Genomic DNA, 23,302 nt, shown 5'->3' with positions numbered 1-23,302 from the left:
CTTTTCAATCAATTTAAAGCATAAATTTTATGCAATTCGGCTGTCATACTCCCCCTGTAATATTAAATGTACGAGCATCTTTGGAGGTTTCCCCATGCTTAAGATGATGGATGTACTTGAACACAATCTAGTTCAAAATTTCTCTCACTCCCTCAACCAAGCTTCTGAACAATTAGATGAATTACTCAATCAAAGTATTCTAAATACCTCAGAAGAGCAGTTACGTAATGTCATGTCTGCGTTTTTCAAACGTGAAGATGCACTTGAAGCAGCGCAAGCCCTAGATATTTGCCAAGAAGATTTACAATCTTTGCAAGCGGGTTTGGCTCTCAAAGATGAACACCTGTGCGATACCGCTAAAATTGTTGCGCTATGTTTGGCTTTAGAAACAGACAGTTTGGCACAAGTTGAAATTCCTGACTGTTTGCAAGATTACCCGATGTAAACTAAAACTTCGGGTATTCATTTGCTGAAAGTATTTAAAAAGTGATGTCTTCATGGCATCACTTTTTTATTGGCTGTTGCAATAATAAATAAGAAAAATTGACTTTAAGCCGCTTGCTGCTTTTTGAATCAAAAGCTAGCTATCATCTTGCCAAGCGTTGTTTGTCTATGAAACACTAAGGACAGCTTCAAGGATGCATCAAGATGATTATTCGCAATAAAAACAACAGTTTTACCCTACTGTTTGCATGGTATGGGACAATTTTACCTACGGTCTTACCTGCGCTTGCAATTGTGGTCTTCCTTTCTACGGTTTTGGTGTACTTATCTTCTCACCACTTTTTTCAAGTGCCGAGCGTACCAGCCATTGGCTTTACCATTTTCGGTATTATTTTGTCTATTTTCCTCAGTTTTAGAAATAACGCCAGTTATGAACGTTGGTGGGAAGGTCGAAAATTGTGGGGGACGTTAATTGCAACATCACGGCATATTTCACGTGACTCATACGTACTGCCAGATCAACAGCGTCGGGTCTTGATGTATCGGGTCATGTTGTTTAGTAATTTATTGCGTAACCGTTTACGCAATCAAAACCAACCTATCGATTTTTATCAAAACAAAGTCAACCTCACATCTGCAGATTATGAAGCATTATTTCCGCATATTAATGCCGCACAGTTTATTTTAGAAAGCATTCAAAAAGAGTTAGTCAGCGCACTGAAAACAGGTGAAATTTCCGATATTATTTATCAAGGCTTGAATCAACATATTGTTGAATTGGGTAATGTGCAAGCAGGTTGCGATCGAATTCTCAGCACACCCTTGCCTTTTTCTTATTCAGTCTTGTTGCACCGCACTGTGTATTGCTTCTGCTTTATTCTGCCTTTTAGTTTAGAAGCAAGTTTAGGAATCTGGACACCAATTTTGGTGGGTTTAATTGCCTATTTATTCTTAGGTTTAGATGCTCTCAGCGAACAACTTGAAGAACCTTTTGGCCTGCAAGACAATGATTTACCGCTCAACTCCATGGTGCGATTAATTGAACGGGAAATGCTGAGTTCACTTGGCGAAGAACTGCCACCTGCAATTTTGGCAGTGAAAGGCAACCTAAGCTGACATCAGTTGAGTTGAGGCTCATAAATTGGTCTTGCACTTAAACTTTGCTAATCATTCGTCTATGTTTGCAAGCTGATAAATAGATCTCACAAGATTTTTAACTGATATAACACATCAGCCAGCAAGCCATTGTGCTAAAGTCACCCGATCATTGCCTGCATAATCTTTGACTGTACGAATGTCAGAAAAACCGTGTTCTGCAAAAATCGCTTGCACTGCTAAAGCTTGGTCATAGCCATGCTCTAGTGCAATCCATCCATTTGCTTTCAGCCAGTGCTTACCCTGCGAAATAATCTGCAGAATATCTGCCAAACCCTGATCTGCTGCCACCAATGCACGTTCAGGCTCTGCTGCCAAAGCAGACATGTGTGCATCATTAGCATCTATATACGGCGGATTAGATACAATTAAATCAAAACGTGGCTCGGCTGCTGAACCCAATGCCTCAAACCATGCACCACAGGCAAATTGCACCTGATTTAAAGCATGCTTGCTTGCATTTTCTTGAGCAACTGCAAGCGTTGGCAGGTAAATATCGGTTGCGGTTACCTGCCAATCTGGACGTTCAGATGCTAAAGCCAAAGCAATCGCCCCTGTACCTGTGCCTAAATCGACAATTACAGCATCACGTTGTAATGACAAAGCCAACACAGTTTCGACCAAAACCTCGGTATCAGGACGTGGCACCAAAGTATCGTGCGTGACTTTTAAATCCAGTGTCCAAAATGGCTGTGAACCTGTGATATACGCCAAAGGCTCGCCTGCTGCTATACGTGCCAAAGCCTGCACATACATCTGCTCTTGCGCGGCACTCAATTCCTGATCTGCACGATATTTTAATTCAAGCGCACTAAGTCCTAAAAAATGCTCTAACAACCAAATATTTTCTTGACGCTCATAGCTATCGACTTCACCACGTAGCGCCAAGGCTTGTGCAATATCCATTAACCACCGTTTTGCTGAGCAAGCATCGCCAACTGATCTGCCTGATATTCACGATGCAGACTATCTAGTAGTTCAGTTAAATCACCTTCCATCACCGCATCCAACTTATATAAAGTCAGGTTAATACGATGATCTGTCATACGTCCTTGCGGATAGTTATAGGTACGAATACGCTCAGAACGGTCACCCGAACCCACCAAATCACGACGCATTTCTGAAGTTGCTGCATCTGCTGCAGCACGTTTGGCATTTTCCAAACGTGATGCCAACAACGCCATCGCTTTCGCTTTGTTTTTATGCTGTGAACGCTCTTCCTGACATTCCACCACAGTACCCGTCGGAATGTGGGTTATACGCACTGCAGAGTCGGTTTTGTTAACGTGCTGACCACCCGCACCCGAAGCACGATAGGTATCGATACGCAAATCGGCAGGGTTAATATCTACCGTGGTGTCTACATCTACTTCAGGTAAAATTGCCACAGTACACGCTGATGTATGCACACGACCTTGCGATTCAGTCGCAGGAACACGTTGCACACGATGCGCACCACTTTCAAACTTCAAACGGCCATACACGCCTTCGCCATTCACCAAGCAAATGACTTCTTTATATCCGCCGTGTTCACCTTCATTTTCAGATAAAATTTCGATTCTCCAGCCCTGACTTTCGGCATATTTGCTATACATGCGGAATAAGTCACCCGAGAAAATCGCGGCTTCATCGCCACCTGTCCCTGCACGAATCTCCAAATAAGCCGAGTTGGCATCATTCGGGTCTTTTGGAATCATTAAAATATTTAAGTCAGCTTCAAGTTGCTGAATCAGCGCTTTATTGTCTTTAATTTCTTCTTGCGCCATTTCCTTAAAGTCAGGATCAGACAACATTGCTTCGGCTGTTTCAATATCGGCTTCGGCTTGTGTGTATTGTGACCACACTGCCGTAATTTCGTCTAAATCACTGTGTTCACGTGATAATTGACGAAAACGCTTGTTATCTGAAATCACTTCAACATCTGCCAACAAAGCAGTCAATTCTTCATGGCGGTCAGAAAGCTGATCTAATCGTAAACGTAACGATTCTTTCATTGTTTAAAAAATCTCAATGCAAAGGCTGTTACATGCAACACGCAGCACAGCGAAATAAAAAATTGCGCATAGTTTACCGATTCTACCACCCAAATAACATCATTATTAAGTCTGTACGATGTTTGAAATGCCTATCTGCAGATGTTCTAGCAGTATTTCTGCTTGATGATGCTGTGCATTGCGGTGAATGTACAACTCACCAAGTACCGCAATTAGCATCCGCATTTGGACATTTTTTTAGCAATTTTAATCAAACTCATACAAAGCCCACACCAAAGAACACCAATCTCGTCTGCACTCTCCACATTTTAAAAGCGGCGCTTTGTTAAATTGAGCCCATCAAAATTGATCATAAATAAGTCCTGTAAATGGACATGGAGTTCAACATGAAACTTAATGCAATGTTAATGACAGCAGCTTTAGCCACAGCTTCAATGCTCAGTGCCAACGTTTATGCAGACAATACTACGCGCGTTGCCGCAGCCAGTGCTTTAGGCAGTGTTGCAGGTACAGCTATTGGTAAAAATATGGGTGGTACTACGGGTGCAACACTAGGCGCTGCCTTAGGCGGTGCTGGTGGTGCAGCCGTGGCGAGTGATAAGCGTCATCGTACTGAATCTGCAATTGGTGGTGCTTTGGGTGGTGGTGCGGGTTATACCGTAGGTAAAAATATGGGCGGTACCAATGGTGGTTATATTGGTTCAGCTTTAGGTGCAGCAGGTGGTGCAGCACTCGGCAATAAAATCTCGAAAGATAAAGAATATGACCGCTATCAAGAACGTAAATGGAAGAAAAAACGCAACCGTCGTTAATCTTGAACGATAGGCATAGAGCAGCAAAAAAGCATCAACACAGGTTTGATGCTTTTTTATAGGATTAATTTTTCTTCATATATCAGTTCAAAAAAACGACCATAATCAATATGAAGAAATTTAGCAGTGCAATTACAAAGTCTTTACCAAACTTTGCAGATTTACCTCATTGCCCTTCACGATCTTTGCCATCTGTTTCTATATCTTCATTACAAAACATATTAATCAATATTTGGAGCATCCGCATGAAACTTAATCGTATTTTATTGGGTAGCGTTATCGCAAGTTCTGCCTTGCTTATGAGTACTGCGCATGCAAACGATACACGTGTTGCCGTAAGTTCTGCCTTGGGTGGTGCTGTCGGAGCAGCAATTGGTCAACAAATGGGTGGACAAACAGGCGCGATGATTGGTTCAGCCATTGGTGGTGCGGGCGGTGCTGCAGCTTCTGCCAATAAACGTGACCGTAACGGTGCAATGATTGGTGCTGCCTTGGGCGGTGCAGGTGGATATAGCGTTGGTCGCAATATGGCAGGCAACAATGGTGGTTATGTCGGTGCAGGACTCGGTTCTGCAGGTGGTGCAGTATTAGGTCAAAAAGTTAGCGAAGACCGTCGTGATGATCGTTATGACCGCCGCTATGATAGCCGTGGCTATCGCTACAATGACTACCGTTATAATGACCGTTACCGCAAAGACAATGGCTTACATTTAGGTCACTATAAAAATGGTAAACGTCGTTAATTTCTCACGATACTTCTAACAATCAGCACCTTCGGGTGCTTTTTGTTTGCTGACTACTTGCTTGGATAAATGTTTTTTTATAAAGCGTGCTTTTTGGATGAATGTCGCGCGTTGTTAAATGGCAATATCTCATGACTCGCCCATATATCGAAAATTTTCGATATACAAAATCAGTGCAGCATCGTATGATAAAACTCTCTTTAATCAAGCTGGAATAAATGATGCGTTCCCTGCAAGACACAAAATTTGCCATTCTTGAACTCGCACCTGTACGTGATGATCAATCAGTACAGTTTTCACTGCATCATGCACTTGAATTAGCACGACACGCAGAACAACTCGGCTATGACCGTTTGTGGTTGGCGGAACATCATAATATGGATGGCATTGCCAGCTCAGCAACCGCAGTTCTTTTGGGTTATTTATTAGCAAATACGCAAAAAATTAAACTCGGTTCTGGCGGTATTATGCTCCCCAACCACGCACCGTTAGTGGTCGCTGAACAGTTTGGAACTTTAGCGACTTTATATCCTAACCGTATTGAACTCGGTTTAGGTCGCGCACCAGGCACAGATCAAGTGACCATGCGTGCGCTGCGTCGTGGGCGACAGGAAACTGAAGATCAATTTCCGCAAGATGTTTTAGAAATTTTGCATTACTTTAAAGATGCTGAACCACAACAACGTATTGTTGCTACGCCAGGACAAGGGACACACGTTCCTGTATGGTTGCTTGGTTCAAGTTTATTTAGCGCACAACTTGCTGCAAAATTAGGACTACCCTACTCATTTGCCTCACACTTCGCCCCGCGTATGCTTGCTCAAGCCATTCAGTTATATCGTGACAATTTTGAGCCTTCAGAATATTTAGAGCGGCCTTATGTGTCTATGGGTGTGCCAACAGTGGTTGCAGATACCGACCAAGAAGCAGAATTTTTGGCGACTAGTGCCTATCAGCGTGTTTTAGGTTTAATGCGTGGACAAAGCCTAAAACTCAAAGCTCCAGTCGAAAGTATGGATGGCTTATGGTCACCTGCAGAAAAAATGTCAGTTGATAGTTTTTATGCCATGGCGCAAATTGGCTCAAAGGCGACTGTCAAAGCAGGATTGGAAAACTTATTGGCGAAGTATGATGTCGATGAGTTTATTTTTACCTGTGACATCTATGACACAGAAAAACGCTTACATAACTTTGATTTGCTCATGCAAATGAAGTTAGATACTTAATTAGCTCCGACCTTGTAGTTCTATTGAGCTACAAGGTTTCATCAATTAAAAACATTTAAAATAAATAACTTAAATCCGTTTTCTTGTTCTCTTTCGCTTAAATCTCAGTAATCTCAGTTGAATTAATTTTCAATCTTTAGGAATGACTGGCTCGCCTGCACAAAAGACTTTACCAAACAGTACTGCCCCAACAAAATAGAGTAAATGTTCTAATTTATAAAATGAATATATCAAGAGATTCAGCATGGTCAGTCCTAAACACGACGTACATAGACACGCTTTTCAAAACTGCTTGGCAGATTTTCAAGAATTCCAAGGCGAATGCATTCCTGCAACTGAAATCAAACAGCATGACTTCACAGGTTTACGCGTTGCAGTTATTGGTGCAAATCAGGACAGCGTGGCACAACTCGATAGAATTTGTCAGCAAGCAACATCTGTTCAAGTCTTTCAAATTGCACCGCATTTTGTCCTGCCAAGTACAGAACGTGGCATTCATCGCCTAATTAGCCATCCTTTAGTGTTTAAAAATCGACGTTTGTTTAATAACCGCGTCAAAAATATTTTGGCTTTACGCTTTTTAGATGCTCAAGTCAAAGACACGTGGCTTAAACGTCAACTCACACCAAACATTGCAGATACACATCAACGCTATTTTAAATCTGATCATTATTATTCAGCTTTACAACGCGAAAATTGCCATTTGATTACTTGGCCAATTGTCAAAGTCTGTGCACATAGCGTGCATAGTATTGATGGACAAGAACATCCAATTGATACCATTATCACTACATTTTAAGTCACACTAAAAGCATTATCATTTAAATAAATAGTAGCTTGATTTTTATTCTATTTTAAATCCAATAAAAAAGAGCCAAAATAAAATTTTGGCTCTTTTAATACATATAGTTTCATTAACCAATACGACGTTTTAAACCTGTCATTTGTAAAACACGTGTTGAAATTTCTTCAATCGACATTTCTGAAACATTTAAATATTTAATCCCTTCTGAAATATAAATACCTTCAATCGCACGCAATTCCATTTGGCATTGATTAAAACTTGCATAACGGCTATTGGCTTTACGTTCAGTACGAATTGCCACAAGGCGTTCAGCATCAATCATCAAGCCAAATAACTTATGTTTATGCGGCTTTAATACGGCTGGCAAACGGTTGTCATCGAGGTCTTCTTCAGTCAATGGATAGTTCGCCACACGAATCCCGAACTGTAAAGAAAGGTAGATGGAAGTTGGCGTTTTACCCGAACGCGACACCCCAATCAGAATCAGATCGGCCTTGTCGTAATGGCGTGTACGTGCGCCATCATCGTTATCTAAGGCAAAATGCACCGCATCAATACGTGCCTTGTAAGATTCAGAATCTGTTACGGCATGCGTCTGCCCGACCAAAGTGGTTGGTGGTGTTCCTAACTCTTCAGAAAGCTTACTAATTAAGCCTTCAAATACATCTAAATTAATTGCTTTGGCAGTGTTGATAATGTCACGCACATATTGGTCAACCAAGGTATCAAACACCAAAGGTAATTGACCATCAATTTGTGCTCGGGCATTAATCTCTGCCACCACATTCATAGCCGCTTCTTCAGACGTAATATAAGGATGAATATGAATATCAAAGTCCACATTTGGAAATTGCGCTAAGAGTGAATGTCCAAGGGTTTCAGCCGTAATTGCAGTTCCATCGGAAATAAAAAAAACACTCCGCTTAATTTGTTTACCATCTGACATTAAAATTCTCCTTAAACATTTGTCTTAGTGCTATATAATCTTTATAGTAAACCGATCTTACATGACTGTCGCTTAGTAAAACCAAATTGCTAAGTAGATTTATTATAATTTCATGACAAGATAGTGATTAATACTGCAAAAGTGGAGTAACAACTTTGGAAGCGCGCGTAATTGGTCTGGAAAAATTAGGGAAACACGATGTTGAGCTCGTGGGTGGGAAAAACTCATCTTTGGGCGAAATGATCAGCCACTTATCTAATGCTGGTGTATCGGTACCAGGTGGCTTTGCAACAACAGCTGCTGCTTATCGTGAATTTCTCGAGCAAAGTGGCCTAAACGCTAAAATTCAAGCAGAGCTAAAAACACTCAATGTAGATGACGTGAATGCGCTTGCTGAAACTGGTGCAAAAATTCGTCAATGGATTGTCGACACTCCGCTTACTGCATCACTAGAACAAGAAATCCGAGTTGCTTTTGAAGCACTCTCTAACGGCAACCCAAACATCGCGGTTGCCGTTCGTTCATCTGCAACTGCAGAAGATCTACCAGACGCATCTTTCGCAGGTCAGCAAGAAACATTCCTAAACATCCGTGGCATTGACAACGTATTAATTGCCATTAAAGAAGTTTTTGCATCTTTGTACAACGACCGCGCGATTTCTTACCGTGTACACCAAAACTTTGACCACGATGTCGTTGCTTTGTCTGCAGGCGTACAACGTATGGTACGTTCAGAAACTGGCGCTGCTGGTGTAATGTTTACCCTAGATACAGAATCTGGTTTCCGTGATGCTGTATTCATTACTGCCTCTTATGGTTTGGGTGAAATGGTGGTTCAGGGTGCAGTTAACCCAGATGAATTCTATATTTCTAAGCCTTTATTAAAAGCAGGCAAACACTCAGTTTTACGTCGTAACCTTGGCTCTAAACACCAAAAAATGATTTATGGTGAAGAAGGCGCGGCTGGTAAATCTGTAGTTGTGGTCGATGTTGAAAAACAAGATCGCCAACAGTTCTCTTTAAATGATCACGAACTGCAAGAATTAGCGAAACAAGCGTTAATTATTGAAGAACATTATCAAGCGCCTATGGATATTGAATGGGCAAAAGATGGTGATGACGGTCAAATCTACATCGTTCAAGCACGTCCTGAAACTGTAAAAAGCCGTGAAAACGTCGGTACTATGGAACGCTACCTATTGAAACAAAAAGGTACGGTCATTTGTGAAGGTCGTTCAATTGGTCAGCGTATCGGTTCTGGTAGAGTCCGCGTTGTAACGTCTATTAAAGAAATGGACAAAGTTCAGGAAGGTGACGTTCTTGTTTCAGACATGACTGATCCAGACTGGGAACCAGTGATGAAACGTGCTGCTGCAATTGTCACTAACCGCGGTGGTCGTACTTGTCACGCTGCAATTATTGCCCGTGAATTAGGCGTACCTGCAATTGTAGGTTGTGGTAATGCAACTGAAGTTTTGACTGATGGTCAGGAAGTTACAGTTTCTTGCGCCGAAGGCGACACAGGTTTCATTTATGAAGGTGCTTTAGATTTTGAAGTTCAAAAGAACTCAATCGAATCTATGCCTAAACTTCCGTTCAAAATCATGATGAACGTTGGTAACCCAGACCGCGCATTTGACTTTGCTCAAATTCCAAACGAAGGGATTGGTCTTGCACGTTTAGAATTCATCATCAACCGTATGATTGGTGTGCATCCTAAAGCATTGCTTAATATTGACAGCTTACCACGTGAAACACGTGCAGCAGTTATGGCGCGTACTGCGGGCTATTCATCGCCAATCGAATTCTATGTAGAAAAATTGGTTGAAGGTATTTCTACCCTTGCTGCTGCATTCGCTGACAAACCAGTGATTGTGCGTATGTCTGACTTCAAATCAAACGAATACGCAAACTTAATTGGTGGTAAGTTATATGAGCCAGAAGAAGAAAACCCAATGTTGGGCTTCCGTGGTGCAAGTCGTTATGTGTCTGACAATTTCCGTGACTGCTTCGAGCTTGAATGTCGTGCCTTGAAAAAAGTACGTGACGAAATGGGCTTAACCAACGTACAAATTATGATTCCATTTGTACGTACCGTTGCTGAAGCAAAACGTGTGATCGAATTGCTTGCGCTGAATGGTTTAAAACGTGGTGAAAATGGTCTGAAAGTGATCATGATGTGTGAATTACCAACCAACGCATTGTTGGCTGAACAATTCCTTGAGCACTTCGATGGTTTCTCTATCGGCTCAAATGACTTAACTCAGTTAACACTTGGTTTAGACCGTGACTCAGGCATTGTTTCTCACCTGTTCGATGAACGTGACCCTGCAGTGAAAGCATTACTTTCTATGGCAATTCACGCATGCCGTAAAGCAGGTAAATATGTCGGTATCTGTGGTCAAGGCCCTTCAGATCACCCTGACCTTGCACGTTGGTTAATGGAACAAGGTATTGAATCTGTATCTTTAAACCCAGACTCAGTTTTAGACACTTGGTTCTTCCTTTCTGAAGAAAAAGCTCAACAAGCGTAGTAAAACGTGTTAAAAGAAAACCCATGCACCTGCGTGGGTTTTTTTTCAAATTCATTTTTTGAGATTTTATATTTATGCAAATTTACTTGGCACGAAATAATCAACAAGCTGGGCCATACACCTTAGAGCAGCTCAACCAAATGCTCGCCAGCCAACAAGTGTTGCTGACAGATTTGGCTTGGCACCAAGGCATGAGCGAATGGAAAGCTTTAGGTGAACTCACCCAAGGTAAACTTGTATATGAACCACAAGGCTACGTCAGCACACCACCTGCCCCTGAACATTCACCTTTTCAAAATACAGATTACACGGCTACAAACACATCACGACCAAGCTCAGCATCATCAAATTCAAGAACACAGGCAACAAAAAATGAATTGGCGAGCATTAACCAACGTGCTTTAGCCAAAATTATAGACATGTTGTTATGGTTGCCTGCAGCAGCACTTCCCTCTTTTTTCTTAAATGCGGACCAGTTTGAACAATTGTCTGGTTTACAACAAAAAATGCAGGCAGCGACAACGTCTGATCAAGCCATGCAATTGCAAACTGAACTCTTTCAGCTCATTCCAATGCAAGCTTGGCAAGCGGTGGCAATTTATTTATTGATTATGCTGGGCATACAAGCCTTCCTGCTGGCTAAAACTGGACAAAGTATTGGCAAACGTCTGACTAAAATTAAGATTGTCGATGCTGAAACCGATGAAAAAGTCAGCCTAATGCGTGTGTTTACTATTCGCTCTATCATTTTCATTATTTTGAATATGATGTTTATGCCCTTCATCACAATTTTAGATTATGGCTTTGCATTTGGTGCAAAACGACAGGCTTTGCACGATAAACTCGCCAAAACCAAAGTCGTAAAGCAATAATTTGATTTTATTTATTCAGGGATGATTGATCATCCCTTTTTTCTTATAATATTGATAAATATAAATAAATTAAAATTAACACAAATAATTCCGAGTATAAAAATTGGTTTTTATTCCCTCCACTTAAAGCCGCTTTATGTGTAGCTTAGTTTGTCGATATCAGGCATAATGCCCTACAACGTAGCGGTGTCCGATGATTAAGAAGACTTTTTCATCTTTTTTGATGTCTTTTTAATCATGCGACACTTTAATCGCTATCCCATATTAAATTAGGGAATGGGACTCTTCACCGAGGTTGTAAAATGAGACAAACGATTTTAGCTGTATTGTCTTTATCTACGATGGCTGCACTCTTAACTGGGTGTGGCGGTGATTTAGTACTTCTGAACTCAAAAGGTCCAGTTGCAGCAGGTCAAAGTAACCTGATGATGACTGCGATTTACCTAATGCTATTGGTGGTTATTCCATCTGCAATTATGGCATTGTGGTTCGGTTGGAAATATCGCGCATCGAATAAAGACGCAGACTATCAACCAACATGGTCACACTCTACTGCAATTGAAATTGTAGTATGGGGTATACCTGTTATTATTATTTGTATTTTAGCTTGGTTAACTTGGTGGGGTTCCCACAAGTACGACCCTTACCGTCCGCTAGAATCCGAAAAAGCTCCTTTAACTGTTCAAGTTATTGCTGAACAATTTAAATGGATCTTCATCTACCCAGAACAGAACATTGCTACTGTTAACGAATTACGCTTCCCAGAGCAAACGCCTGTAAGCTTACGTTTAACATCTAACTTCACAATGAACTCGTTCTTTATCCCTGCATTATCTGGTCAGATTTATGCAATGGCGGGTATGCAAACTCACTTGAACGTTTTAGCAGACAACACGGGCGAATTCCGTGGTTTCTCATCTAACTACTCAGGTTATGGTTTCTCGCAAATGCGCTTTAAAGCTCACTCTGTAACTCAAGCTGATTTTGAGCAATGGGTAACAGCTGTTAAAGCAGGTCAAGGTACGACTATCAATCCTCAAGCTGTTCAAAAAACAGTTTTAGATCAAGCTGAATTTGCTTCTTTACGTGACGGTAACCGTTCACAGAAACAAATTGATGCAATGGTTCGTAACGCCAAAACTGAATTAGAGAAAAAACTTGCTGCAACGGCTTTAAAAGAAGGTCCATATAAGACTCAGCCACATCCTGTGACTTATTACTCTTCTGTTGAGCAAGGCTTGTTTGAATCAGTGATCAATAACTATATGAGTAACTACCATGGTGCTGACCATTCAGCTCCTGTAGTGGCTGGTGAAGCGCCTGCTTCTGAAACTCATGTAGCAGTTGAACATGCGACTGCTTCTCAAGGGGAATAAGACATGAGCTTATTAGGTAAGTTAGGTCCAGATGCAATTCCTTACGATCCAATCGTATTGGTAACTGTTGCAGCGATGATCTTAGGTGGTCTTGCAGCGATTGCTGGTATTACCTACTTCAAAAAATGGGGCTACTTGTGGAACGAATGGTTCACATCTGTAGACCATAAAAAAATTGGTATCATGTATATCTTTGTATCTGTAGTCATGTTACTTCGTGGCTTCGCAGATGCGATCATGATGCGTCTTCAACAGTTCCTTGCGAAAGGTGGTGGTGAAGGCTATTTACACCCAGAACACTATGACCAGATTTTCACCGCACACGGTGTGATCATGATCTTCTTCGTGGCAATGGGTCTTGTTGTTGGCTTAATGAACATCTCTGTACCATTACAGATTGGTGCTCGTGACGTAGCCTTCCCGTTATTAAACTCTTTAAGCTTCTGGTTATTCGCTGGTGCTGCAGGTTTAATGATGGTTTCACTTGCATTAGGTGAATTCGCTGCTACAGGTTGGATGGCTTATCCTCCTCTATCTGGTATCGAATATTCTCCAGGTGTTGGTGTTGACTACTATATTTGGGCACTTCAGGTTTCTGGTCTAGGTACGCTTCTTACTGGTGTTAACTTCTTCGTTACCATCATCAAAATGCGTGCGCCTGGCATGAAACTTATGGACATGCCTGTTTTCACTTGGACATCATTAGTTACTGCGGTACTTATCATTGCAACTTTCCCAGTTTTAACTGCGACAATTGCGATGTTAACGCTTGACCGTTACTTCGGTTTCCACTTCTTTACCAACGACATGGGTGGTAGCCCAATGTTGTATGTAAACTTGATTTGGACATGGGGTCACCCAGAAGTATATATCTTAATATTACCAGCATTTGGTATTTTCTCTGAAGTAACTGCGACTTTTGCGCGCAAAACTTTGTTCGGTTACAAATCAATGGTGTACGCAACCGTTGCAATTGGTGTGTTATCACTTGTTGTATGGGTTCACCACTTCTTTACCATGGGTGCAGGTGCCAACGTTAACGCGTTCTTCGGTATCATGACCATGATTATTGCGATTCCTACTGGTGTGAAAATCTTCTCTTGGTTATTCACTATGTACAAGGGTCGTATTACCTACACTACCCCAATGCTATGGACACTTGGCTTCCTTGTGACTTTTGGTATCGGTGGTTTAACAGGTGTATTAATGGCAGTTCCACCAGCGGACTTCCTTGTACACAACTCTTTATTCCTAATTGCTCACTTCCATAACGTAATTATTGGTGGTGTTGTATTCGGGATGTTCGCAGGTATCATTTACTACTGGCCAAAAATGTTTGGTTGGAGACTCAATGAAACTTGGGGTAAAGCAGCATTCTGGTTCTGGTTCTTCGGTTTCTACTTTGCATTCATGCCACTTTATATCCTTGGTTTCATGGGTATGACTCGTCGTTTGAATACATATGACAACCCAGAATGGGATCCATACTTGGCAATTGCGTTCTTCGGTTCTGTGTTAATTGCTATTGGTCTATTCTGCTTCGTTATGCAGATTGTGGTTGGCTTCCTACAACGCAACCAACGCTTAGACCTTACTGGAGATCCATGGGATGGCCGTACGCTTGAGTGGGCTACTTCTTCTCCAGCACCGTTCTATAACTTTGCTCACCTTCCAAAGATCAATGGTATTGATACTTTCTGGACTGACAAAGAAAATGGTGTTGCATACGCTCGTCCAACGAAGTATGAAGATGTCCATATGCCAACTAACCGTGCAGCTGGCTTCATAATTGCAATGTTTATTACAACTATGGGCTTCGCATTAATCTGGCATATTTGGTGGCTAGCAATCGTTACGTTCATTGCGGCAATCATCAGCTTCATCGTGAGTTCTTTCACGAAGAAAGTGGACTACTATGTTCCTGCTGCTGAAGTTGAGCGTATTGAAAACGAACGCTATGCGATCCTTGAAAAACACTTGAAGAAGGACTAAGACATGGCTGAAGTACTTCATCACGACAACCACGGACATGATGATCATCACCACGATGATACAGACATCACCGTCTTTGGTTTCTGGACCTACTTGATGAGTGACCTTGTAATTTTTGGTACACTTTTCATCGCGTTCGCTGTATTAAGTAGCCACGTTCCAGTAGGCACTCCAACAGCTAAAGATTTGTTTGGCGAGTCATTAGGCTTCGTTTTAACAGAAACTTTTGCCCTGTTGATTTCTTCTGTAACTTTCGGTTTTGCCGTTTTAGCTGCTTACAAGAAAGATGTTGCTAAAGTTCTAACTTGGTTAGGCGTGACTTGGGTTTTCGGTGCGATCTTTATTGGTATGGAACTTTATGAGTTCAACCATTTAGTTCACGCTGGACATGGTCCAAGTGCGAGTGCGTTCTTATCTGCGTTCTTTACTTTGGTTGGTACGCACGGTATTCACGTAACTTCAGGTTTAGTTTGGATGATCGTGTTAATGGTTCAAATCAAGAAATATGGTTTGACTATTCCGAACATGCGTCGTTTAGCTTGCCTAAGCTTGTTCTGGCACTTCCTTGACATCGTTTGGATCTGTGTATTCAGCGTAGTTTACTTGATGGGAGTTCTCTAATGAGTCACGATCACAACTCTGCTGGTGCATCACACGGTAACACTAAGCAATATACGATTGGCTTTATCCTTTCTGTTATCCTTACCATTATTCCTTTTGGTATGGTTATGGCAGGTGGTTTTGGCCGTGGTATTTTGATTACTGTTATTTCGATTACAGCAGTTGCTCAGATTCTTATTCAATTAATTTATTTCTTGCATATGAATTCTTCTTCAGAGCAACGTTGGAACGTGATTGCATTCGTGTATACCATTCTGACCATTGCCATCCTTTTGGTTGGTTCTGTATGGATCATGAACTACCTACACTACAACATGATGATCTAAACTGGTTGTCATGCTGAAAAAGTATTTATTCCTGACAAAGCCAGGAATTCTCTTTGGTAATTTTATTACCACTTTGGGTGGCTACTTTGTAGCTGCCCAAGGTTCTGTAGATTTCCTTCTCCTACTGCTTACTCTGCTTGGTACAACGCTTGTTGTCGCCTCAGGATGTGTGGTCAACAATATTATTGACCAAGACATCGACCAAAAAATGCAACGCACACAAAACCGTGCTTTAGTGAAAAAAACTGTTTCTGTTCCTATTGCGCTGATTTATTCAGTGGTATTGGGCATAATTGGTTTTAGCATTTTATGGTTTGGAGTTAACGCATACGCTTTTCTTTTTGCACTGATTGGTTTCGTGGTTTATGTCGGCTTTTACAGTCTATGGACCAAACGCACAACAATTCATCAAACCATTATTGGCAGTATTTCAGGCGCAAGCCCACCTGTCATTGGTTATACCGCTGTTGCAAATCAATTTGACTTAGCTGCACTACTTATCTTTTTAGGTTATGCACTTTGGCAAATGCCCCACTCTTGGGCGATTGCAATTTACCGTTTTGATGATTACAAAAATGCGGGGATTCCAATTTTGCCAGTAGCTCGTTCAATTTTACGAACGAAAATTGAATCACTAATTTATGTGGTGTTATTTACCGTTGCCATGAATGGACTGTTTGTATTTGGTTATGCAAACTGGCTATATCTGGTTATTTTGAATGCACTTTGTATTTATTGGTTCTATATTGGCGTCATTGGCTTCAAAGCAGAAAATGATCAATTATGGGCAAAACGCTTTTTCCTATTTTCGGTTATTTTAATTACTGTTGTGAGTTTATGTTTTAGCTTTACAGCAACCGCACCAAGCACGCAAATCATACTTTTTTAAAAGATAGAGTTTAGCTCTATCTTTTAATGGAGTACCCTCCCTCCACGCTTCAATACTTAAACAATAAACAATTTATCTATCTTCGACTTATTCGCTCTTAATAATTTTCATCCCAAACACTCTAAAAGTTAGTGACATACAAATTCACAGTAAAAATTTAAATTCTAATCATAGATTCAAAATACCGTACTCTCTTTTACCCAAGCCGATCTTTTCTTAGACAAAGCCTTGTATTTACTTGGCAAAAGCTCTAAAATTCACGCTTCGCAATTTTGCGACACAACTTCGGTTGTGACTCCTTGCTTCTGGCTCAATTTAGTCAGGGGCTGCATAAACCGTAAGGAGCTGACAATGCGTCACTACGAAATCGTACTTTTGGTACACCCAGACCAAAGCGATCAAGTTGTGGGTATGGTAGAACGTTACCTAACTCACATCAAAGAAGCTGAAGGTCAAATTCACCGTTTAGAAGATTGGGGCCGTCGTCAATTGGCTTACCCAATTAACAAAATTCACAAAGCGCACTACATTCTTATGAACGTTGAATGTGGTCAAACTACGCTTGACGAGTTAGAAGAATTGTTCCGTTATAACGACGCGATCCTTCGTAGCTTGATCATCCGTCGTGAAAACGCTATCACTGAAGAGTCATTATTGGCTAAGAGTGCTGAAGAAAAACGTGCGCGTAAAGCTCAACGTGAAGAAGCACAACACGCTAACCAAGACTCTGCTGAAGCTTAAGGAGAACATCAATGGCACGTTTTTACCGTCGTCGCAAGTTCTGCCGCTTTACAGCTGAGAACGTTACGTACATCGACTACAAAGATATCGATACACTAAAACAGTACATCACTGAAAATGGCAAGATTGTTCCTAGCCGTATTACAGGTACTAAAGCTCGTTACCAACGTCAATTAGCGCTTGCTATTAAACAAGCTCGCTACTTAGCGTTGATCCCTTACACTGACAATCATAAGTGAGGTTGAGCTGTGGATATTATCTTATTACAACGCATTAAGAACCTTGGTAAATTAGGCGATAAAGTTTCAGTTAAAGCTGGTTACGGCCGTAACTACTTGATCCCTCAAGGTAAAGCAGTTGCTGCAACTGAAGCAAACACTGCTGCATTTGAAGCTCGTCGTGCTGAACTTGAGAAGCAAGAAGCTGAAATTTTAGCTGCTGCTCAAGCACGTGCTGACCAATTGAACGAAGTTAACATCGTAATCACTGCTAAAGCTGGTGATGAAGGTAAACTTTTCGGTTCTATCGGTACTCGTGACATCGCTGACGCGTTAACGAATGCTGGTCTTGAAGTTGACCGTGCAGAAGTGCGTTTACCAAACGGTGCGCTTCGTCACACTGGTGAATTCAACATCGCAATCCAATTGCACCATGATGTTGTTGCTGAAGTTCTCGTTACTATCGTATCTGAGTAATTTGCTGCAAAAGAAAAGAGCATGCCTAATCGCATGCTCTTTTTTTGTCTTTAGAATATACGATTAGTACAATTTTCCTAAATCGTCCTGCACGCTTTGACTTATCCTTCGCCAAAATCTACTCGCTTTTTTTTCTAGAGGGCGTATCATCGGGAAGTGGAAAGAATATGAGTTTCAAATTCTATCCCCGTGCATTATTCAGCATTTACTGTTTTAAAAATCAGGGATTTATATGTCACAGGCGACTGCTAGCGCAAAGCAACATACTGCAAAGTCTGATCTAAAACCAAATGAGAACAGCCCGCTTAAAGAGTTTCGTACCCCACCGCATAACTTAGCCATCGAACAAGCTGTTTTGGCTGCGTTAATGACTGTGGCCGAATCTTTTGAACAAGTGGGTGATGTGCTACAAGAATCTGATTTTTACGCGACACGCCACAAATATATTTTCCGCGCCATTGATTCTTTGTCTAAAGAAAACTCACCTTATGATGCCGTATTGGTGAATGACTGGCTGATTAAACAAAATTTACTTGAAGCTGCAGGCGGGGAAGAATACTTAATGCAGCTCATGGCAGACTCGCCTTCTAGTTTTTATAACCTAGAAACCTATGCCACGAAAATTAAAGAATTCTCGACCCTCAGAAACATGATTAAAGTCAGTTCTGAAATTTTACAAAATGCCTATGACACCAAAGGTCGTAGCGTAAGTGAAATTTTAGACTTGGCCGAAACCAATATTTTCCAAATTGCCGAACAACATAATAACAATGCCAAAGCACAAGGCCCAAAAGCCATTTCGAGCGTGGTTGCCGATGTATTCGACAAACTTGATGAACTTTCTAAAATGGAAGGTAACATCACAGGCTTAACCACAGGCTTTGTGGAGTTAGATAATAAAACTTCGGGCATGCAAGCGGGTGACTTGATTATTGTCGCTGCGCGTCCATCTATGGGTAAAACCACCTTTGCCATGAACTTGGTCGAAAGTGTTTTGTTTAACAATGATTTGCCTGCCCTTGTCTACTCTATGGAAATGCCTGCAGACTCAATCGCAATGCGTTTAATTTCTGCATACGGCAAAGTGCATCAAGGGAATTTACGTTCAGGTAAACTCAGTGGCGATGAATGGTCAAAAGTCACAGGCACGATTTTACAACTGCAAGAAAAGCATTTGTATATTGATGACTCATCTGCCCTGCCGCCTACGGAAGTACGTGCACGTGCGCGACGCATTGCCAAACAACATGGCGGTAAAATTGGCTGTATCATGGTCGATTATTTGCAGTTAATGAAAGTCCCAGGCATGGGCGATAACCGTGTCGGCGAAATCTCAGAAATTTCACGTAGCTTAAAAGCCTTGGCCAAAGAGATGAACTGCCCTGTGATTGCTTTGTCACAGCTCAACCGCTCATTAGAGAACCGACCTAATAAACGCCCTGTGATGTCTGACTTGCGTGAATCTGGTGCAATTGAGCAGGATGCGGATTTAATCATGTTTATTTACCGCGACGAAGTTTACAATAAAGAATCTAAAGAAGCAGGTACTGCCGAAATTATTATTGGTAAACAGCGTAACGGCCCAATTGGTACGGTACGTCTTGCTTTTGAAGGGCAATATACGCGTTTTAGTAACTTATCTCCTGAGTATTATGCTCAGTATGATGATGAAGAGTAATGCTTGCATTGCTCTTTTTTATTAAAACCATGTTTTAATCTGACTTATTAACTTTGCCCACCATAGTTTCCAACTTGAGAGTAAATTATAATCTTGACTATTTTCTTCCATTTCAAGTGATGGAAATGCTTTATTTAATTGCTTGCATGTCGGATACTTTTGTTGCAGTTGCGCCAAATAATGTGTCTGATCATAGTCTATAAAACCATCTAAAATCCCAACCTCTGATCTATCGACTGTAGAACAATTTGAGGTCTGCTTATTCCAAGCTAAAAATGGGACAATCGGTTTAGATAAAACAAGCTGGTCATTCTTACAGTTTAATGTTGCAAATGAAACTACTTGATATTGCTGGGGTTTAGCACCATCTGGTGCATAAGCTAAACCAATAATTAATTGGTTTTTAGCTGTACTTTTACCTGAAAATCCACTGTACCATTGAGTAGGCTTTTTATATTTAACCTCATCTAGTATTGAGCGAAAAATAAATTGACCTGAACTGAGTTCAAAAATGAAGTCTGAACTCTCCTGTACTGCCAGTGAACCTTGGTAACGGGCAATAAAAACGTCATTGGGTGAATGTGGCATACAAGCCATAACTGACTGACAAAAAAATAAAGTACTCCATCCCAGATAACAAAATATTTTCATTATTTATTCAACATATCCAAGTTTAAAATGCATTGTTTAATCTCTCTTTGAGTTCATTTAAATTACGAACCCACTCTCCACAATCATCTGAATCTTGCCATAACTCGTACAGTTTAGAATTTCCTGAGTGAGAGCATCTAACACCATAATAGCTTTTAGAACGTATAGTTTTATATGAAAAATAAAGTCTGAAACTTTTACAAATTATTTGCAATCAATAACCTAATAGATTTTTGATCTTAAATTAATTTATGATCAAAAACTTAAATGTTCATGTCTATTTGAGGTTGATAGGTCTACAATAGTGAATATTTTTAAATAGAACTATTTTTAGTATTTATTTATCACTCCACAGTGTATCTAACACAAATTACCAATTGTCATTCCCAAGGAGTATTTAGGGTGCGCCAAGCAACAGTTTATATTGACAGTCAGGCACTGCAATATAATTTAAACCGTGTCAAACAACTTGCCCCAACAGCAAAAATTGTTAGCATGGTCAAGGCCAATGCTTACGGACATGGTGTAAAAGACTGCTTAGCAGCTTTAAAAGACAGCGATGCCTTTGGTGTCGCTTGCGTTGAAGAAGCCTTAGAAATTCGTGAATTGGGATATACGCAGCCCATCACCCTGATTGAAGGTGTTTTTTCTGCCGATGAAATGCAAAGTGTGTTGGCACACAAATTGGAATGTGTAGTGCATCATCAAGCACAGCTCGATTGGCTACTACAACATAAAGCTGATTATATCGCACAAGGCTTAAAAGTCTGGGTCAAACTCAACAGCGGCATGAATCGTTTAGGTTTTAAAATTCCTGAAATTATTGATGTGATTCACATGCTCAAAGCCGAAGGTTTTACCTGTGTGTTGACCATGCATTTTGCCAATGCCGATGGCGACCATGCTTTGAATGATCAACAAGTCGCACAATTTTTGCATGTCAAAGACAATTGCAGCCCTATTCTTGCTTCTTGCTGCAACTCTGCTGCAATCTATCGTTATCCCGAATTGCATTTTGATTATGTACGCCCAGGCATTATGCTTTACGGTGCAACGCCTTTTGCCGCACATAATGTGCATACACTCGACTTAAAGCCTGTGATGACTTTAAGCGCAGAAGTGATCGCACTAAATGAAATTGATGCAGGCGAACACGTCGGCTACGGTTCAACCTTTACTGCAGAACAAGCCATGCAAATTGCGATTGTTTCAATTGGCTATGGCGATGGTTATCCACGTACATTTGTTCAGCCAAATTTTGTTGCGATTGGTGCAAAATTAACGCCTGTGCTTGGTCGTGTGTCTATGGATATGATTGCCATTGATGTCACAGGTTTAGACGTTGAATTAGGCACACAAGTTGAACTATGGGGCAAACACCGTTTGGTGGATGATGTTGCCACAGCCAATGGTACGATTGGCTATGAGTTGTTGTGTCGTTTAAGCCCTCGCCCACAGCGCAAGGCAACCAGCATTTAACTTTCTTTTTTCGATCTGTTGCATGTAGCAGTTTTGCTGCATGCAATCGTCTAAGCCATTCTCTTTTTCTTTCTTATATTTTTCTTTTCGCTTTTTATTTTCTTAAATTCACTTTATTTCCATTCATATTGATAAAAATTTGTGGTCACCCACATTTGCATTTAGCGCTTTACAGTCATCCAAATATTTAGCTGAAAATCACACTCAAAATCTCAAGAAAAAACAATATGCTCGCGCACTGTCTTTAAACTGCCACATCGCTTCAAATTCATGGATTAATCACATTTCACCAGTTCTCAGAAGTTTGTGCTGCGCGCTACGATGAATCAATGACTTCACGACTATTTAAGCCATTTATAAAAGCATCCACATGATAAGAAAATAATCTATTACCAATATTTGTTTACTTTTGACTTCAAAGCATCATCAAACTGCAGCCTCTTTGAAATATAAAACGCTTAATTTCTAAACAAGAATAAAGAGGAAAAACTCCTTAATTTTTATAACCTTATTCTGCTTAGGAAAAGAATATGTCTGAACAAAAAGTAGCTTTAGTGACGGGTGCATTAGGTGGTATTGGCAGTGAGATTTGCCGTCAACTGGTTACAGCAGGCTATAAAATTATTGCAACGGTTGTACCAAGAGAAGAAGATCGCGAAAAGCAATGGCTTAAAGACGAAGGCTTTACAGAAAGTGATGTGCGCTTTGTTTTAACCAACTTAAATGAGCATGAAGCGGCTACAGCAGCCATTCAAGAAGCAATTGATGCTGAAGGTCGTGTAGATGTGTTGGTCAACAATGCTGGTATTACCCGCGATGCAACTTTCAAAAAAATGAGCTATACGCAGTGGTCTGAAGTGATTGAAACCAACTTAAAAACACTTTTTACCGTGACTCAGCCTGTATTTAACAAAATGTTAGAACAAAAGTCTGGTCGCATTGTGAACATTAGTTCGGTGAACGGTTTAAAAGGTCAATTTGGTCAAGCCAACTACTCTGCAACTAAGGCAGGCATCATCGGCTTTAGCAAAGCTTTGGCGCAAGAAGGCGCACGTTCAAATATCTGCGTGAACGTCGTTGCACCAGGTTATACCGCAACCCCGATGGTCACAGCCATGCGCGAAGAAGTAATTAAAAGCATTGAAGCACAAATTCCTCTGCAACGTCTTGCCGCCCCTACCGAAATTGCGGCAGCAGTTATGTATTTAGTGAGTGATCATGCTGCATACGTAACAGGCGAAACCTTATCAATCAACGGCGGCTTATACATGCACTAAGCGTGTAACACCTCATTTTAATCTACAAGTTTATTTACTGGAGTGA

23 protein-coding genes are annotated in these 23,302 nt (G+C 40.9%); 19 read left to right on the top strand and 4 right to left on the bottom strand.

The window, feature by feature from the left end; translation table 11 throughout:
- The first annotated feature begins 94 nt into the window (after positions 1-94).
- On the top strand, positions 95-445 hold the full coding sequence (locus F947_RS05695) for a hypothetical protein (RefSeq protein ID WP_004973198.1): 351 nt from the start codon (positions 95-97) through the stop codon (positions 443-445).
- A 203-nt stretch (positions 446-648) separates the two neighbouring features.
- A complete protein-coding gene (locus tag F947_RS05690) occupies positions 649-1,560 on the top strand; it encodes a bestrophin family protein (protein ID WP_004973196.1) in 912 nt (303 codons plus the stop codon).
- Positions 1,561-1,674: 114 nt separating this feature from the next.
- Here the strand turns inward: F947_RS05690 and prmC are convergent, their stop codons facing one another.
- Together prmC and prfA are read right to left on the bottom strand one after the other, a co-directional pair.
- Positions 1,675-2,505: a peptide chain release factor N(5)-glutamine methyltransferase gene (gene prmC / locus F947_RS05685; RefSeq protein WP_004973193.1), complete on the bottom strand. Its 831-nt coding sequence runs from the start codon at positions 2,503-2,505 to the stop codon at positions 1,675-1,677.
- Entirely contained in the window at positions 2,505-3,593 is a 1,089-nt protein-coding gene (prfA, locus tag F947_RS05680) for a peptide chain release factor 1 (protein ID WP_004973192.1), read from the bottom strand. The genes prmC and prfA overlap by 1 nt, the downstream gene beginning before the upstream one ends.
- A gap of 386 nt (positions 3,594-3,979) precedes the next feature.
- On the opposite strand from prfA, the gene F947_RS05675 reads away from it, so the two are divergent.
- The 4 genes from F947_RS05675 to F947_RS05660 all read left to right on the top strand — a co-directional run bounded on the left by F947_RS05675 (position 3,980) and on the right by F947_RS05660 (position 7,173).
- Entirely contained in the window at positions 3,980-4,405 is a 426-nt protein-coding gene (locus F947_RS05675) for a glycine zipper domain-containing protein (RefSeq protein WP_004973189.1), read from the top strand.
- Between the two features lie 245 nt (positions 4,406-4,650).
- Positions 4,651-5,148: a hypothetical protein gene (locus F947_RS05670; protein ID WP_004973185.1), complete on the top strand. Its 498-nt coding sequence runs from the start codon at positions 4,651-4,653 to the stop codon at positions 5,146-5,148.
- Between the two features lie 221 nt (positions 5,149-5,369).
- Complete coding sequence (locus F947_RS05665) at positions 5,370-6,374, top strand: LLM class flavin-dependent oxidoreductase (protein ID WP_004973182.1); 1,005 nt, start codon at positions 5,370-5,372, stop codon at positions 6,372-6,374.
- Positions 6,375-6,618: 244 nt separating this feature from the next.
- On the top strand, positions 6,619-7,173 hold the full coding sequence (locus F947_RS05660; RefSeq protein WP_004973179.1) for an NAD(P)/FAD-dependent oxidoreductase: 555 nt from the start codon (positions 6,619-6,621) through the stop codon (positions 7,171-7,173).
- 115 nt (positions 7,174-7,288) lie between these two features.
- Here the strand turns inward: F947_RS05660 and ppsR are convergent, their stop codons facing one another.
- Complete coding sequence (gene ppsR, locus F947_RS05655; protein ID WP_004973178.1) at positions 7,289-8,125, bottom strand: posphoenolpyruvate synthetase regulatory kinase/phosphorylase PpsR; 837 nt, start codon at positions 8,123-8,125, stop codon at positions 7,289-7,291.
- A 155-nt stretch (positions 8,126-8,280) separates the two neighbouring features.
- Between ppsR and ppsA the strand changes: the two genes are divergently transcribed.
- The 11 genes from ppsA (at position 8,281) to dnaB (ending at position 19,849) form a co-directional block, all read left to right on the top strand.
- Positions 8,281-10,659: a phosphoenolpyruvate synthase gene (gene ppsA, locus F947_RS05650; protein WP_004973175.1), complete on the top strand. Its 2,379-nt coding sequence runs from the start codon at positions 8,281-8,283 to the stop codon at positions 10,657-10,659.
- 74 nt (positions 10,660-10,733) lie between these two features.
- Positions 10,734-11,531 carry an RDD family protein gene (locus F947_RS05645; protein ID WP_004973172.1) on the top strand — a complete coding sequence of 266 codons (798 nt, stop codon included), beginning with the start codon at positions 10,734-10,736 and terminating at the stop codon, positions 11,529-11,531.
- A gap of 302 nt (positions 11,532-11,833) precedes the next feature.
- A complete protein-coding gene (cyoA, locus tag F947_RS05640) occupies positions 11,834-12,907 on the top strand; it encodes a ubiquinol oxidase subunit II (RefSeq protein ID WP_004973169.1) in 1,074 nt (357 codons plus the stop codon).
- 3 nt (positions 12,908-12,910) lie between these two features.
- Entirely contained in the window at positions 12,911-14,899 is a 1,989-nt protein-coding gene (cyoB, locus tag F947_RS05635) for a cytochrome o ubiquinol oxidase subunit I (protein ID WP_004973161.1), read from the top strand.
- Positions 14,900-14,902: 3 nt separating this feature from the next.
- Complete coding sequence (gene cyoC / locus F947_RS05630; protein ID WP_004973159.1) at positions 14,903-15,520, top strand: cytochrome o ubiquinol oxidase subunit III; 618 nt, start codon at positions 14,903-14,905, stop codon at positions 15,518-15,520.
- Complete coding sequence (locus F947_RS05625; protein ID WP_004973158.1) at positions 15,520-15,846, top strand: cytochrome o ubiquinol oxidase subunit IV; 327 nt, start codon at positions 15,520-15,522, stop codon at positions 15,844-15,846. The genes cyoC and F947_RS05625 overlap by 1 nt, the downstream gene beginning before the upstream one ends.
- Positions 15,847-15,856: 10 nt before the next feature.
- Complete coding sequence (gene cyoE, locus F947_RS05620; protein ID WP_004973155.1) at positions 15,857-16,735, top strand: heme o synthase; 879 nt, start codon at positions 15,857-15,859, stop codon at positions 16,733-16,735.
- 351 nt (positions 16,736-17,086) lie between these two features.
- Positions 17,087-17,476: a 30S ribosomal protein S6 gene (rpsF, locus tag F947_RS05615; RefSeq protein ID WP_004973153.1), complete on the top strand. Its 390-nt coding sequence runs from the start codon at positions 17,087-17,089 to the stop codon at positions 17,474-17,476.
- An 11-nt stretch (positions 17,477-17,487) separates the two neighbouring features.
- Complete coding sequence (gene rpsR / locus F947_RS05610; RefSeq protein ID WP_004719336.1) at positions 17,488-17,715, top strand: 30S ribosomal protein S18; 228 nt, start codon at positions 17,488-17,490, stop codon at positions 17,713-17,715.
- Between the two features lie 9 nt (positions 17,716-17,724).
- Positions 17,725-18,171 (top strand): 50S ribosomal protein L9, encoded by a 447-nt coding sequence (gene rplI, locus F947_RS05605; protein ID WP_004973150.1) that lies wholly within the window; start codon positions 17,725-17,727, stop codon positions 18,169-18,171.
- A 232-nt stretch (positions 18,172-18,403) separates the two neighbouring features.
- Positions 18,404-19,849 (top strand): replicative DNA helicase, encoded by a 1,446-nt coding sequence (gene dnaB, locus F947_RS05600; RefSeq protein ID WP_004973149.1) that lies wholly within the window; start codon positions 18,404-18,406, stop codon positions 19,847-19,849.
- A gap of 21 nt (positions 19,850-19,870) precedes the next feature.
- Here the strand turns inward: dnaB and F947_RS05595 are convergent, their stop codons facing one another.
- Positions 19,871-20,437, bottom strand: coding sequence for a hypothetical protein (locus F947_RS05595; protein WP_026438364.1), 567 nt, complete (start codon positions 20,435-20,437; stop codon positions 19,871-19,873).
- 465 nt (positions 20,438-20,902) lie between these two features.
- On the opposite strand from F947_RS05595, the gene alr reads away from it, so the two are divergent.
- Together alr and phbB are read left to right on the top strand one after the other, a co-directional pair.
- On the top strand, positions 20,903-21,979 hold the full coding sequence (alr, locus tag F947_RS05590; protein WP_004973145.1) for an alanine racemase: 1,077 nt from the start codon (positions 20,903-20,905) through the stop codon (positions 21,977-21,979).
- A 530-nt stretch (positions 21,980-22,509) separates the two neighbouring features.
- Positions 22,510-23,256 (top strand): beta-ketoacyl-ACP reductase, encoded by a 747-nt coding sequence (gene phbB / locus F947_RS05585; RefSeq protein WP_004973144.1) that lies wholly within the window; start codon positions 22,510-22,512, stop codon positions 23,254-23,256.
- Positions 23,257-23,302: the final 46 nt, after the last annotated feature.

Source organism: Acinetobacter towneri DSM 14962 = CIP 107472 (assembly GCF_000368785.1).
GTDB classification, from domain to species: domain Bacteria; phylum Pseudomonadota; class Gammaproteobacteria; order Pseudomonadales; family Moraxellaceae; genus Acinetobacter; species Acinetobacter towneri.
Note: the sequence above shows the minus strand (reverse complement) of the source record. Positions and strands in the feature narration are given on the sequence as shown.

What these genes read in the sequence shown, in the direction of transcription:
- F947_RS05695 (WP_004973198.1), top strand. Translation starts at nt 95, where the DNA reads ATGCTTAAGATGATGGATGTACTTGAACACAATCTAGTTCAAAATTTC.
- F947_RS05690 (WP_004973196.1), top strand. Translation starts at nt 649, where the DNA reads ATGATTATTCGCAATAAAAACAACAGTTTTACCCTACTGTTTGCATGG.
- prmC (WP_004973193.1), bottom strand. Translation starts at nt 2,505, where the DNA reads ATGGATATTGCACAAGCCTTGGCGCTACGTGGTGAAGTCGATAGCTAT.
- prfA (WP_004973192.1), bottom strand. Translation starts at nt 3,593, where the DNA reads ATGAAAGAATCGTTACGTTTACGATTAGATCAGCTTTCTGACCGCCAT.
- F947_RS05675 (WP_004973189.1), top strand. Translation starts at nt 3,980, where the DNA reads ATGAAACTTAATGCAATGTTAATGACAGCAGCTTTAGCCACAGCTTCA.
- F947_RS05670 (WP_004973185.1), top strand. Translation starts at nt 4,651, where the DNA reads ATGAAACTTAATCGTATTTTATTGGGTAGCGTTATCGCAAGTTCTGCC.
- F947_RS05665 (WP_004973182.1), top strand. Translation starts at nt 5,370, where the DNA reads ATGCGTTCCCTGCAAGACACAAAATTTGCCATTCTTGAACTCGCACCT.
- F947_RS05660 (WP_004973179.1), top strand. Translation starts at nt 6,619, where the DNA reads ATGGTCAGTCCTAAACACGACGTACATAGACACGCTTTTCAAAACTGC.
- ppsR (WP_004973178.1), bottom strand. Translation starts at nt 8,125, where the DNA reads ATGTCAGATGGTAAACAAATTAAGCGGAGTGTTTTTTTTATTTCCGAT.
- F947_RS05645 (WP_004973172.1), top strand. Translation starts at nt 10,734, where the DNA reads ATGCAAATTTACTTGGCACGAAATAATCAACAAGCTGGGCCATACACC.
- cyoA (WP_004973169.1), top strand. Translation starts at nt 11,834, where the DNA reads ATGAGACAAACGATTTTAGCTGTATTGTCTTTATCTACGATGGCTGCA.
- cyoB (WP_004973161.1), top strand. Translation starts at nt 12,911, where the DNA reads ATGAGCTTATTAGGTAAGTTAGGTCCAGATGCAATTCCTTACGATCCA.
- cyoC (WP_004973159.1), top strand. Translation starts at nt 14,903, where the DNA reads ATGGCTGAAGTACTTCATCACGACAACCACGGACATGATGATCATCAC.
- F947_RS05625 (WP_004973158.1), top strand. Translation starts at nt 15,520, where the DNA reads ATGAGTCACGATCACAACTCTGCTGGTGCATCACACGGTAACACTAAG.
- cyoE (WP_004973155.1), top strand. Translation starts at nt 15,857, where the DNA reads ATGCTGAAAAAGTATTTATTCCTGACAAAGCCAGGAATTCTCTTTGGT.
- rpsF (WP_004973153.1), top strand. Translation starts at nt 17,087, where the DNA reads ATGCGTCACTACGAAATCGTACTTTTGGTACACCCAGACCAAAGCGAT.
- rpsR (WP_004719336.1), top strand. Translation starts at nt 17,488, where the DNA reads ATGGCACGTTTTTACCGTCGTCGCAAGTTCTGCCGCTTTACAGCTGAG.
- dnaB (WP_004973149.1), top strand. Translation starts at nt 18,404, where the DNA reads ATGTCACAGGCGACTGCTAGCGCAAAGCAACATACTGCAAAGTCTGAT.
- F947_RS05595 (WP_026438364.1), bottom strand. Translation starts at nt 20,437, where the DNA reads ATGCCACATTCACCCAATGACGTTTTTATTGCCCGTTACCAAGGTTCA.
- phbB (WP_004973144.1), top strand. Translation starts at nt 22,510, where the DNA reads ATGTCTGAACAAAAAGTAGCTTTAGTGACGGGTGCATTAGGTGGTATT.